11 protein-coding genes are annotated in these 12,909 nt (G+C 59.5%); 6 read left to right on the top strand and 5 right to left on the bottom strand.

Translation table 11 applies throughout. From position 1 onward, the window contains the following. Positions 1–117 precede the first annotated feature (117 nt). The 6 genes from rsfS (at position 118) to AC1DNW_RS12040 (ending at position 5,860) form a co-directional block, all read left to right on the top strand. Entirely contained in the window at positions 118–561 is a 444-nt protein-coding gene (rsfS, locus tag AC1DNW_RS12065) for a ribosome silencing factor (RefSeq protein ID WP_113300790.1), read from the top strand. A gap of 118 nt (positions 562–679) precedes the next feature. After that, entirely contained in the window at positions 680–1,162 is a 483-nt protein-coding gene (gene rlmH, locus AC1DNW_RS12060) for a 23S rRNA (pseudouridine(1915)-N(3))-methyltransferase RlmH (RefSeq protein ID WP_477852797.1), read from the top strand. A 154-nt stretch (positions 1,163–1,316) separates the two neighbouring features. Further along, entirely contained in the window at positions 1,317–2,726 is a 1,410-nt protein-coding gene (locus AC1DNW_RS12055; protein WP_113310250.1) for a murein hydrolase activator EnvC family protein, read from the top strand. After that, positions 2,716–4,038 carry a S41 family peptidase gene (locus AC1DNW_RS12050; RefSeq protein WP_477852795.1) on the top strand — a complete coding sequence of 441 codons (1,323 nt, stop codon included), beginning with the start codon at positions 2,716–2,718 and terminating at the stop codon, positions 4,036–4,038. Before AC1DNW_RS12055 ends, AC1DNW_RS12050 begins: the two co-directional genes overlap by 11 nt. A 76-nt stretch (positions 4,039–4,114) precedes the next feature. After that, positions 4,115–5,314 (top strand): divergent polysaccharide deacetylase family protein, encoded by a 1,200-nt coding sequence (locus AC1DNW_RS12045; RefSeq protein WP_477852793.1) that lies wholly within the window; start codon positions 4,115–4,117, stop codon positions 5,312–5,314. 12 nt (positions 5,315–5,326) lie between these two features. After that, positions 5,327–5,860, top strand: a complete 534-nt coding sequence (locus tag AC1DNW_RS12040) for an RNA pyrophosphohydrolase (protein ID WP_477852792.1) — start codon at positions 5,327–5,329, stop codon at positions 5,858–5,860. A gap of 88 nt (positions 5,861–5,948) precedes the next feature. Here AC1DNW_RS12040 and bfr read toward each other — a convergent pair whose 3' ends face one another. The 5 genes from bfr to AC1DNW_RS12015 form a co-directional block, all read right to left on the bottom strand. After that, the gene (gene bfr / locus AC1DNW_RS12035; RefSeq protein ID WP_113300795.1) at positions 5,949–6,434 is read right to left on the bottom strand and encodes a bacterioferritin; all 486 of its coding nucleotides are present in this window, start codon (positions 6,432–6,434) and stop codon (positions 5,949–5,951) included. Further along, positions 6,400–6,786 carry a (2Fe-2S)-binding protein gene (locus AC1DNW_RS12030; protein ID WP_113310217.1) on the bottom strand — a complete coding sequence of 129 codons (387 nt, stop codon included), beginning with the start codon at positions 6,784–6,786 and terminating at the stop codon, positions 6,400–6,402. The genes bfr and AC1DNW_RS12030 overlap by 35 nt, the downstream gene beginning before the upstream one ends. A gap of 96 nt (positions 6,787–6,882) precedes the next feature. Next, positions 6,883–10,365, bottom strand: coding sequence for an error-prone DNA polymerase (locus tag AC1DNW_RS12025; RefSeq protein ID WP_477852791.1), 3,483 nt, complete (start codon positions 10,363–10,365; stop codon positions 6,883–6,885). Continuing rightward, positions 10,362–11,810 carry a Y-family DNA polymerase gene (locus AC1DNW_RS12020; RefSeq protein ID WP_477852855.1) on the bottom strand — a complete coding sequence of 483 codons (1,449 nt, stop codon included), beginning with the start codon at positions 11,808–11,810 and terminating at the stop codon, positions 10,362–10,364. Before AC1DNW_RS12020 ends, AC1DNW_RS12025 begins: the two co-directional genes overlap by 4 nt. 10 nt (positions 11,811–11,820) lie before the next feature. Then, positions 11,821–12,765 carry an ImuA family protein gene (locus AC1DNW_RS12015; RefSeq protein ID WP_477852789.1) on the bottom strand — a complete coding sequence of 315 codons (945 nt, stop codon included), beginning with the start codon at positions 12,763–12,765 and terminating at the stop codon, positions 11,821–11,823. Between the last annotated feature and the right edge of the window lie 144 nt (positions 12,766–12,909).

Here is a 12,909-nt window from a genome sequence, read left to right as displayed (position 1 = left end):
GATTTCGTGACGCCAAATACGGCTTTCGGCCGTTCGCGCGCTGCGCCGCGTCTTGAAACATTAATAGTTTGATGCCTATCTTAACCATGATCCGGTTCTATCGGATCTGTGTTGTGCATGGTTTGTCATTCCAGGAAAGGGAAAGCACTGACAACAGTACACGCCAAGGGAAAAACGCTGGCCGTTATCCCGAAGAGTGCAGAACGTGGCGCCGATGCCGCTGCCCGTGCTCTGGACGCCGTCCTCGTGAGCCTCGAGGATTCCAAAGCTGAAGATATCGTCACCATAAACATTGCCGGAAAATCGGCGCTGGGAGACTACATGGTTGTCGTCTCCGGCCGCTCGAACAGGCATGTCATGGCGATCGCCGATCATCTTCTGACTGATCTCAAGGACGAGGGCTTCGGTACTGCCCGCGTCGAAGGTCAGGAAGGTGGTGACTGGATCCTGATCGACACCGGTGACATCATCGTGCATGTGTTCCGTCCCGAAATCCGCGAGTTCTATAACATCGAAAAGATGTGGGCGGCTCCGGATATGGACGAAGAAACCCGGCACTGACAGGCAGCCAGGCATTCGTCCGGCGCCTGAAACGTGKTAACTGACCGGGCCGGCTTTCGATAGCCGGCCGGAAAGTCCACGCTGCGCTTCTAAAGCGCGGCATAGCAGGAGCGGAGGAATGCGGATTGGTCTTTTTGCGGTGGGACGGCTGAAGTCCGGCCCCGAAAAGGATCTTGCGGCCCGTTATTTCGACCGTTTTGCGAAGGCCGGTCCCGCCGTCGGCCTCGAATTTTCTCGTATCGCCGAAGTGGCCGAAAGCCGCGCTTCAAATGCGGAGACCCGCAAGCGTGAGGAAGCGGCAATATTGCTGAAATCGCTTGCCGAAGGCAGTATCCTCGTTCTCCTCGACGAACGCGGCAAGGCGCTGGACAGCGAAGCCTTCGCCAATCTTCTGGGTGGCTATCGCGATCAGGGCAAGCGCGACCTGACGATCGCGATCGGCGGCGCCGACGGCCTTGATCCTTCCCTCTACGACCGGGCCAACATGACGATCTGCCTTGGCAAGATKACATGGCCGCACCAGATTGTTCGCACGCTGATTGCCGAACAGCTCTACCGCGCTGTCACCATCCTGTCCGGCCACCCCTATCATCGCGTCTGATACAGCCGAAAATGGTCACGCAGCCGTGTTTTGCGTCCCGGCCCCTTCTCCTTCAAACTTTCTGGTCAACAGCCCCAAATCAGCTTAGGTTCCGGGCGATTTGAACGAGTAAACCCCGACACGCATGACGAGAGCTGCCCCCAAGCGATCCCGCCTGTTCCTGCCGGCCGTTGCCGCAGGGCTCGGCGCGGCCAGCATTGCCATTTCGGGAAACCCCTTTGCTGTAATGGCGCAGGATGCTCCGCCACCGCCTGCCGCTGCCGAAACAGCTGCTCCCGCAACACCCGCCGAACAGCAGCCGCCTGATCCTGCCGCTGAACTTGCGAAGAAGCGCGACGAGACGAGAACCCAGCTGGAAGCGCTGTCGAAGACGATCAGCCTTTCCTCCGACAAGGTGACCGAGCTTCAAAGCAGCATCGGCAATCTGGAAAAGAGCACCGCGAGCATCCGCCAGGCGCTGATCGAATCCGCTGCGCGGCGCAAATCCCTGGAAGGCAAGATCCTCGAAAGCGAAAAGAAGCTCGCTGAGCTCGGCGTCAAGGAAGACGGCATCCGCCGCTCGCTGCACGAACGTCGCGGCGTCCTTGCTGAGGTTCTCGCCGCTCTCCAGCGCATGGGCCGCAACCCGCCGCCCGCCCTTCTCGTCAGCCCCGACGATGCACTTGCCTCCGTTCGCAGCGCCATTCTGCTTGGCGCAGTAGTGCCGGGCATCCGCAACGAGACGGAAAAGCTGGCGGCTGATCTTGCCGGCCTTGCAGCACTGCAGACGGCAAGCGCCAAGGAGAAGGAAGGCCTGACCACCACCATGGCAAACAGCCTGGAGGAGGAACGGCGCATGGACCTGCTGCTTGCCGAAAACGACAAGCTGAGCCGCTCCAACGCAGCGGAGCTGGGAGCCGAAAAGCAGCGCTCAGAGGAGCTGGCGAGCAAAGCGACCACACTGGAAAGCCTCGTCGCCTCGATGGAGACGGAGATCGCGTCGGTGCGCGACGCCGCGGCCGCCGCCCGACAGGCGGAGGAGAACCGCAAGCTTCTGACGGACGAACAGCGCGCCCAGGCAAAGGCCCTTGCCGACAGCGGTGTGCCCGATAAAAACCGCATTGCGCCCGCATATCCCTTCGGAGAATTGAAGGCGAAACTGGAGCTGCCTGTGGCAGGCGATACTCTGCGTCAGTTCGGCGATGCCGACGGCACCGGACACGAGGCCATGGGAATGACGGTCGCGACCAACCCGGAAACGGTGGTGACGGCCCCTGCTGATGGGCTGGTGGTTTTTGCCGGTGCTTTCCGCAGCTATGGCCAGATGATCATCCTCGACGCTGGCAACGGATACCACCTGGTTCTTTCAGGCATGGATACGATCAACACCCGTCAGGGAAAATTTGTTTTCTCCGGGGAGCCCCTGGCCGTGATGGGTGCGAAAAGAGTGGCAAGCGCAACAGCATTGGCGCTGGAAACAGATCGGCCAACGCTTTACATTGAGTTTCGAAAGGACGGTAAACCGGTCGATTCCCGACCGTGGTGGACCGCCAAAGACACTGGAAAGGCACGCAATGATTCGTAGGGCTTCTCTTGTTCTGGTCGGCGCACTGATGGGCGCGACCGCCATGAGCGTCATTTACTCGGCAGGTGTGCCTGCAGAGGCGGCGGGAGCATCGACCTATAAGGAGCTTTCGGTATTCGGTGATGTCTTCGAACGCGTACGTGCGCAATATGTGACGCCGCCGGCCGAGGACAAGCTGATCGAAAGCGCCATCAATGGTATGCTTTCCTCGCTCGATCCGCATTCCAGCTACATGAATGCGAAGGACGCCGAAGACATGCGCACCCAGACCAAGGGTGAGTTCGGCGGCCTCGGTATCGAAGTCACCATGGAAGACGAGCTCGTCAAGGTCATCACCCCGATCGACGACACCCCGGCTGCCAAAGCCGGCGTTCTAGCCGGCGACTACATCTCGGAAATCGACGGCCAGTCCGTTCGCGGCCTGAAGCTCGAAGACGCCGTCGAGAAGATGCGCGGCGCCGTCAACACGCCGATCAAGCTGACGCTCATCCGCAAGGGCGCCGACAAGCCGATCGAACTGACGATCGTACGTGACGTCGTTGCCGTTCAGGCGGTCAAGTCGCGCGTTKAAGATGATGTCGGCTACCTGCGCGTCATCTCCTTCACCGAGAAGACCTATCCAGACCTCGAAAAGGCGATCCAGAAGATCAAAGCGACCGTTCCGGCCGACAAGCTCAAGGGCTTCGTCCTTGACCTGCGTCTCAACCCCGGCGGTCTGCTCGATCAGGCGATCAACGTTTCGGACGCCTTCCTGCAGCGCGGCGAAGTGGTGTCCACCCGTGGCCGCAATCCGGACGAAACCCGCCGCTTCAACGCTGGCCCGGGCGATCTGACGGATGGTAAGCCGCTGATCGTCCTCATCAACGGCGGCTCGGCTTCGGCATCGGAAATCGTCGCCGGCGCCCTGCAGGATCTGCGCCGTGGCACCGTTCTCGGCACGCGTTCATTCGGCAAGGGCTCGGTCCAGACGATCATTCCGCTTGGCGAAAACGGCGCGTTGCGCCTGACGACGGCGCTCTACTACACGCCGTCGGGCCGCTCGATCCAGGGCACCGGCATCACGCCTGACATCAAGGTCGAGGAGCCGCTGCCCCAGGAATTGCAGGGCAAGATGGTAACCGAAGGCGAATCCAGCCTGCGCGGTCACATCAAGGGCCAGAGCGAGACTGACGAAGGTTCGGGCTCGGTTGCCTACGTCCCGCCGGATCCGAAGGATGACGTACAGCTCAACTACGCGCTCGATCTGTTGCGCGGCAARAAGACTGACCCGTCCTTCCCACCGGACCCGGAGAAGGCCGTCGTCGCCAAGTAATTCATCGTTCTCAAGGCCGGGCACCCGCCCGGCCTTGAGGCTTTCTGCTGTTTCCCGGTTTTGGAGTGGCAACGAATTGGGAACGGACCTGCATGCACCTCTAGGCCGCAACCGCAAGGCCACGCGAAAGCGCCCAGGCATATTGCGGATCGGACAGATTGCCGCGAGCGTCTGTCTTGTCGCGATTGGCGGCTTTTCCCTTTACACGGCATTTCGCAATGATGGCCTCGAACAGTCGAAGCCTCCGGCATCGCAGGACAGGTCTGCCGCGCCGCCGACCGATACGATCCAGGAGCCGCAGGCATCTGGCAATCAGGCTGCAAACGGCATACCGCGTTCCGAGCCGCAATCCGGCGCCAACGTAGAGCACATGGTGACCGGCGACGGTTCCGTCGTCACCAAATACAGCCCTCGTCCACGCGACGGCAGCGGCCCGGTTCTGGTCGATGCCACGCAGAGGGGACAGGATCCGCGTATGGCGGCCATCCCCAACGACAATCTCATTGAAGATACGCCCTTCGGCCGCCTACCGATCACAGGTCCTGATGGCCAGCGGGCGATGGATCAATATGCGCGGCCATGGTCCGGCACGCGCGGCACCCGCATAGCAATCGTCCTCAGCGGCCTCGGTCTCAGCCAGACTGGCACGCAGCGCGCCATAAAGCAATTGCCGGAAGAAATCACCTTTGCCTTTGCCGCCAGCGGCAACAGCCTGCAGCGCTGGATGYAGGATGCGCGGCGCGGCGGCCATGAAATATTGCTGCAGGTGCCGCTGGAGCCGTTCGATTATCCAGCTAACGATCCGGGACCGGATACGCTGCTGACGTCGAAGCCCGTGACGAGGAATATCGAAAGCCTGCACCGGGCGATGGGCGAGATCACCAACTATACCGGCATCATGAACTATCTGGGCGGACGTTTCCTCTCCGATCCCAAGGCCATGGAACCGGTCATGCGGGACATTGGTAAGCGCGGTCTCCTCTTTCTCGACGACGGCACTTCGGCGCAATCCAAGACCGCCGTGGTCGCCAAGGGCACGGAGCTTCCTTACGCCTTCGCCGATCTGCAATTGGACAGTCAGGTCGATGTGAACACCATCCTGCAGAAGCTCGATGAACTTGAGCGCATCGCCCGCCGTAATGGCCAGGCGATCGGCGTCGCCTCGGCTTTCGACGAGAGCATTGACGCGATCTCCAAATGGAGCGAGGAAGCGACCATGCGCGGCATCGAGATTGTCGGCATTGCAGCACTCGTCAATGACCCCAAGAATCCCTGAGCGGAGAAACCCATGAGCCAGGCGACCGTAAGAGCCGAGGATCTGCCCTATCGCCCCTGCGTCGGCGTGATGATCCTGAACCGTGAGGGCCTGGTCTGGGCTGGACGACGCATTCCCGACGGCAATTCCGAATATGACGGCTCTCCCCAACTCTGGCAGATGCCGCAGGGCGGCATCGACAAGGGCGAAGACCCGCTGGAGGCGGCCTATCGAGAGCTTTATGAAGAAACCGGCATCAAGACCGTGACCTTGCTCGCCGAGGCGAAGGACTGGATCAATTACGACCTGCCCCCGCAACTGATCGGTATCGGCCTGAAGGGCAAGTACCGCGGCCAGACGCAGCGCTGGTTCGCCTTCCGCTTCGAGGGCGACGAAAATGAGATCGCCATCAACCCGCCGCCCGGCGGCCATGAGCCGGAATTCGACGCCTGGGAATGGAAGCCGATGGAACACCTGCCCGGCCTGATCGTTCCCTTCAAGCGTGCCGTCTATGAGCGCGTGGTGTCGGAATTCAGGCACCTCCCCGGCCTGATCCCCGAGGATTGAGCGATCGGCCAAAGCGGCGGATCAAGTCTCCCAAATGAAACCGGCCGCCTTAAGGGCGGCCGGCTGAAATTCCATCGCCAATGGCAGGTTATTCGGCTTCGTTGGCCGAGTCCGCGTTGAGCTGACCGTACTTCCCTTCACCGATCTTTCCGAGCAGGTCGAGCTGCGTTTCGAGGAAGTCGATATGACCTTCCTCGTCTGCCAGCAGTTCTTCGAAAAGCTTCATGGAAACGTAGTCGCCGGCGTCATGACAGATGTCACGCGACTTCTTGTAAGCGGCGCGGGCGTCGTATTCGCCGGCAAGATCCGCCTCCAGAACTTCCTTGACGTTCTGACCGATGCGCAGCGGCGCGAGTGTCTGTAGATTGGGATGGCCTTCGAGGAAGATGATACGCGCGACCAGACGGTCAGCATGATGCATTTCTTCGATCGATTCGGCACGTTCCTTCTTGGCGAGCTTGGTGTAACCCCAGTCCTCGAGGAGACGATAGTGAACCCAATACTGGTTGACTGCGCCGAGTTCTAGAAAAAGGGCCTCGTTAAGCCGCTCGATGACTTTTTTGTCGCCTTTCAATGTCCGCTCTCCTGTTTTCCTCGTGGAATTGTTTCAAGCGAGACATGAAATCAAATATTTCGGTCTCCGTCGAGTGGCGACGGGCGTGATAATCTTCGGTTGTCTGGATGATGATATCGACAACATTGGGGAAGCAACCACAGCAACGGCCACGCTTGGCCATGGCGTGATAGACCTTCGCAGGCACGATAAGCTGCCAGCAATCCTCATCGAGAAGGTTGTTGATAACCTCCCGGATTTCCTTGTCGGTTATGTAGTTGCAACTGCAGACGAGCACGTCTTCATTCCAAACATGACACTTACTATCGTGTTTTCTGCAAAAGAAGATAGGAACTGTCAAGAAAATTCGCAATCGAAACCGTTCACTGTTCCGCAGTCAACGATCACACGCCGGTGAGCCTATGCCTAAGCTCTTGAGAAAGATGACGATCGGGGATTCAAGGGCGTGTCAGTGGAAATTGCGGCCACGCGGCATTACGCTTGCCGTCTCGGCGATATCGCCACCCCTACCCCTCTCCGACGAGCGCCCGTCTGCGATCTTTCTGACCAACCCCTCTCTTGCCAGTGCATCCACTTTTTTCTGTTGTCTATGATCCTGGGTTGGCCGCAAGACCTCATCCGAACGCTCGCTAACGCCGAAGCGTTTCGTCTCCCGCTGAAGGATGCCGAGCAGCGGTGTCATATCTTCGATATGTTCGACGACGGTATGGATGACACCACTATGGCTTTGCAGGCGGCCATAGATCTTCACCAGCCGCGCGCCCATGACGACCGAGCGATATTTGTCGAACATCTTTGACCACACAATCGCATTGGCAACACCGGTTTCGTCCTCCAGCGTCATGAAGATCACGCCATTGGCCGAGCCCGGCCGCTGGCGCACCAGCACCAGCCCTGCAATCGTGACTCTCCGTCCATTTGGGACTCGAAGCAGATCGACATTGCGCGTCACGCCTGCCTTGCGAAATTCCTCGCGCAGGAAGGAAACGGGATGCCCCTTCAAAGACAGCGACAGGTAGCGGTAATCCTCGATGACCTGCTCTCCCGGCAGCATGTCCGGCAACTTTGCAGCAGGCTCGGGCTGGAGGTCGATATGGCGAACCTGTTCGAAGAGCGGCAGTTCCTCGGTCGCGCTCTTCACATCCAGTGCCCGGACCGCCCAAAGCGCCTCACGTCGCGATAGCCCGATGGACCGGAAGGCATCCGCATCTGCCAGCCGCTCGATGGCGGACTTTTGCAAGCCGGAACGCAGCCAGAGGTCACGCACTGAGTGGTATTTGTCATCACGTTTTTTGACGAGCTGCTTCATATCATCAGAGGAAACGCCCTTGATTTGCCGAAGACCGAGCCGCACAGCATGACGGGTCTTGATGACACCTCGCATCTCGCCATGGCGGAAATCGACAGCCGACCGGTCGAAGGCCGCCGTTTCCAGTGTGCACTCCCAGTCCGAGTGATTGATGTCGACCGGTAGGATTTTCACACCATGCTCACGCGCATCCCGTACCAGCTGTGCCGGCGCATAAAACCCCATCGGCTGCGAATTCAGCATCGCCGCGCAGAAGACGTCGGGATAGTAGGCTTTCAGCCATGAGGAAGCGTAGACAAGCAGCGCGAAGGAAGCGGCATGGCTTTCTGGGAACCCGTACTCGCCGAAGCCCTTGATCTGGTTGAAGCATTGCTGGGAAAACTCTTTTGTGTAGCGATCATCTGCCGTCATTCCATCGATGAATCGCTGCTCGAAATTGCCGATAGTGCCAGTCCTTTTGAAGGTCGCCATTGCCCGACGAAGCCGGTCGGCTTCTGCTGGCTTGAAACCCGCCGCGGTGATTGCGATCTGCATGGCTTGCTCTTGAAACAGCGGAACCCCTAGGGTTCTTTCAAGAACAGTCTTCAGCTCATCGCTTGGATATTCGATTGGCAGATTTTTATTCCGCAGCTCTCTGCGTTTCAGATAGGGATGCACCATGTCGCCTTGGATCGGTCCCGGCCGGACGATCGCCACTTCAATGACAAGGTCGTAAAACACCCTAGGCTTCAGGCGCGGCAGCATGCTCATCTGCGCCCGGCTTTCGATCTGGAAGACGCCTAGTGTGTCGGCCCGGCCCATCATATCGTAAACCGGCTCGCCCTCCTCTCCGTGCTCCTTATGGCCGAGATCGGCGAGTGTTTTCTTCACGTCGTAATGCAGCTCAAGCAGCGTGAAAGCTCTGCGCAAGCAGGTGAGCATACCAAGCGCCAGGACATCCACCTTGAGGATTTTGACGTTGTCGAGATCATCCTTATCCCATTCAATCATATAGCGATCCGGCATTGCCGTCTTCATGATGGGCACAACCTCATCGAGCCGGTCACGCGTGATGACGAAACCCCCGACATGCTGGGTAAGGTGCCGTGGAAAACTCAGAAGCTCAGATGCATATTTCAGTACGTTTCGTGTCACCGGATCCTTGATATCGAGGCCGGCCGCCTTCGCGTCTCGTTCCGAGAGGTTGTCCTCCGACCAGCCCCAGACGAGGCTGCTGATCGCCGACTGAACATCCTCCGATAGGCCAAAAGCCTTGGCGACCTCACGGCCAGCCGAGCGAGTGCGATAGCTGGTGACGGCAGCCGTCAGCCCGGCATGATCAACGCCGTATCTTTTATAAATAGACTGAATCACCTCTTCCCGCCGCTCATGCTCGAAATCCACGTCGATATCCGGCGGTTCGTCCCGATCCATTGAAATGAAACGATCGAAGAGGAGCGTGCTCTTTTGAGGATCGACTTCAGTAATTTCTAGGCAATAGCAGATAACCGAATTAGCCGCCGACCCTCGCCCCTGACACAGAACTTCGAGCACATGGCGGGCGTGGTGAATGATCCTGTGAACCGTCAGGAAGTAGGAGGCGTAGTTCTTGTCGCCGACGAGCCTCAGTTCGTAATCGATCTGTTTCGCCACTTTTTCAGGAACACCATCAGGATAACGTTTTACCGCACCCRCTCTTGTCAGTCTTTCGAGAGTCTCCTGCGGCGTTTCACCGGGATCATTTTCAGGTGGATAATTGTGCTTTAGCTCGTTCAGCGAAAAGCTCAGCTTGCCGAAAAAGACCTGCGTGTTCTCAACCGCGTCAGGGTAATCCCGGAAGATCCTCAATATTTCACGTGAATCCTTGAGATACCGCTCTCCATTCGGCGCTAGAAGGAATCCGGCTTTCGATATCTCCACATGCTCCCGGATTGCGATGACGATATCCGAAAGCGGTCGGCGCTCGGGGTGGTGATAGAGCGGTTGATTGCTTGCAATCAGCGGCACGCGATTTCGAGCGGCAAGCATGGCAAGCACCGCAAAAGCCTGCCGATCACGACCGTCATAGGCCGGCGACAGCGCCATGAAAAATGCCTTGCGAAAGCGTTTGCGAAACCGCTCGAGATAATCTTCGAATTCCGGCTGTTTGGTGATGTCATTCACAATGGCTCGCTCGGGGACGAGAGCAAGCATCATGTCATCGCCCCATTCCATGAGCTCTGCTTCCGTCAGGATGCAGGTTCCCTTGACCGACTCTTCCTTCAGGTTGCCGGCGCTGAGCAGGCGACAAAGGTTTGCCCAACCTCGCCGGTTGCGCGGATAGGCAAGGATATCAGGCGTTCCATCGCAAAAGACGAGGCGGGCGCCCAGCTGAACCCGGATAGGATCGAGGATCACCTCCTTTTTTCCTTCCTTCTTCGCCTGGGCCAGAATTTCATCTCTGTTCTTGTATCTCTCCTCAAGCTGCTCTGCCTGCGCATGTGCTCGCACCACGCCGGCAACCGAATTCCGGTCTGCAATACCGAGGCCGCCGAGCTTCAGGTAAGCGGCCTGCACGACCATCTCTTCCGGCTTCGACGCGCCTTCGAGGAACGAGAAATTCGTCCTCGTGCCGATCTCAAAGAATGCGGATTCGGGCCTCATGCAAAGACCCCATGCATGAACCAGCGGGGATCGAGTTCCTGACCATAGAAGCCTCGGCGATAGATCCAGAAGCGGTGCCCGGTCTCATCCTCGATCCGGAAATAGTCGCGCGCCTCGGCACCATCTCCGTCGATCCACCATTCCATGGCGATCCGTTCCGGTCCTTCACTTCTTGCCACCTGATGCTGCAGACGTCGCCAGCGGAAAATCTGCGGCGGACCGTCAGGCACTTCGGCAAACACGACCTCGACAGGTTCCGGTGTTGCAAAGAGCCGCAAGGGGCGCTCCTGACGGAAAGGAAGCGCGCTTTCCTGCTCTGCCTTGCGCCGTGCAGGAAGGCTCTCCATTGCCGGCACCGTGATCACGGCGCGCTCCGGCACATGGCTCTCGCGAAGCTGGAAGCTTTGCAGGCAGTCCGCACCGAGCCGGGCCGCAACACGGTCGACAAAGCTCGAAAGCGAGATCTCCCCCTCCCGGTCGCCCTCGAAATCACCCTGCGTCTCGTTGAACGGATCATGCCGCAGCACATTCAGGCGCAGGATCTCGAAGCCATAGCCGGCATCGAGATCGTCATGGATCACTTGCAGCCGCTCGGAAAACAGGCCGGCAACGAGTTTGGGCTCGCGAAGCGGCTGCGAGGCGCCGACGGAGATGCGGAAAACCCTGCCGTCGACGCGAAACAGCACCAGCTCGAACACTCGCCCGCCGGCTCCACGCGCCTCCAGCGACGGTTTCAGCGACACGGCGATCTGGCCGGTGACAGCAAGGATCTGTTCTTCCGTTCCGATCGGTTCGACCAGGCGGCGTTCGGACGACAGGCTGGCGATGGGAAGCCGGGGGGAGATCGGCTCCTCCTCGCGCCCCAGTGCTTGATCGAGGCGCAGAAGCAGTGTCGATCCGAAGCGGCGGGTCAGCGGCGCCCGCGGCGCATGAACGATATCGCCGATATATTTGAGGCCGAGCTTCTTCAGGGCATCGACGGTCTGACCTTCCAGTCGAAGGGCTGCGACAGGCAGCGGCATCAGCATGCGCTCCGTCTCCTCATCCTCCACCACGCCGCCCTGTCCGAAGCGGGAGACAGCCCAGGAAAGGCCCGGTGATGAGGCGATCGCGCCACGCGCATCGAGCCCCATATGGAAGAGCCGCGACAGGATATCCCTCAGAAGCGCCTTTTCGCCGCCGAAGAGATGGGCACAGCCGGTAATGTCGAGAAATAGCCCGTCCTTGCCATCGAGCGCCACCATCCGTGTATATCGGTCGCACCAGTCGGCGATCGCTTCCAGCAGCCGGCGGTCGGCCGCCAGATCCTCTTCCACGACATCGAGCGCTGGATACATGGCGCGCGCTTCGGCAACKCCCTGTTCCTTCCTCAGCCCCAGCCTCTCGGCAAACTCGTCCAGCGCCGTCAGCCGCATGGCATTGTTGAGCTTGCCCGAACAGACCATCGGTGACGCTTCAGGACGCCCTTTCGAACGCCAGGAGAGACCCCATCGCCTGCGTGCGATGCGGTCCGTCGCCAGATGTGGAAAGCTGAGCGCCAGAATGCGCTGACTGTTCGCCTGGAGGGCGAGCGAAGCTTGGTTCGTCGACGGGGAGAAATTCGCGTTCATGGGGGTTCCACTCCAGAAGACAGGAGAGCGGGGCCGGATTGCGGCTCTTCTCCAGCGTAAGACGGAAAATCGGATTGCCGATGCTGCCGGAAAATTTTGATCCATCCGGCAACGATCGCAGGTCAGACGGCGCCGGCTCGACATGCAGACGGAAGGCAGCGCTGCTCGCCTCCTCCTCCCCGGCCTGGCGGACGAGAAAGAGCGGACGCCGGACGGCGCGCGCCCTGAGACTGAGCCTCCGGCTTTCGGTCAGGCCGAAATGCAAGGGATTGCCGCGCATTTCGAAGACGACAGCCGAGAAGGCAGCACTTTCGATGGCCGCTTCCGCCAGCCAGAGCGCATCCTCCAGCTTGCGCGGCGCGGCATGGAAAAACCTTTCCGGCTTCAGCCCGAAATCCTTCAGCCCCGGAGCATAGGGGCGACCCGCCTCCAGTGTGCCAACGGCATCACCGATCCAGAGCAGCGGCAGCAGCCTGCCGGCATCCTCCTCCTGCCTCTGCAGCCGTGCTGCAACGGCCATCGCCAAGCCGCTTGCCGCTCCCGCACCGCGGGAGCCTGCCGCGCGGAACTCGGTAATCCCATCGAGCTGCAGGCCGCCTTCCAAGGCGTCATCGAGTAATCCCACACCGAAAGGCAAGCGTGGCAGAATGCGCTCCTGCCGCCTCTCACGCCCTTCTGCAAAGGCTTCCCGTTCCGCCGCGGCAAGCGCCGGTGCGGGTTTTCCCTCCAGTCGGGCAATGGTTTCGCGGAGCGCAAAAAGCCGCTCGCGCGCCAGGGCGGTCTGCGCCATGGCGTTCTCTCCATCCGTATTGTTCCTGTTATGTTCTTATAGATTCCAGAGCTCTAATGAAGAGTCAACGGCCATTTTATAAGAATTTATTCCTGCCTTTGATTCCGCACTCGAAAATCGGCGATAAAGGTTCTATATGGGCCG

The organism is Rhizobium sp. 05L429, assembly GCF_056397645.1.
This window is presented reverse-complemented; position numbering and strand designations above follow the sequence as displayed.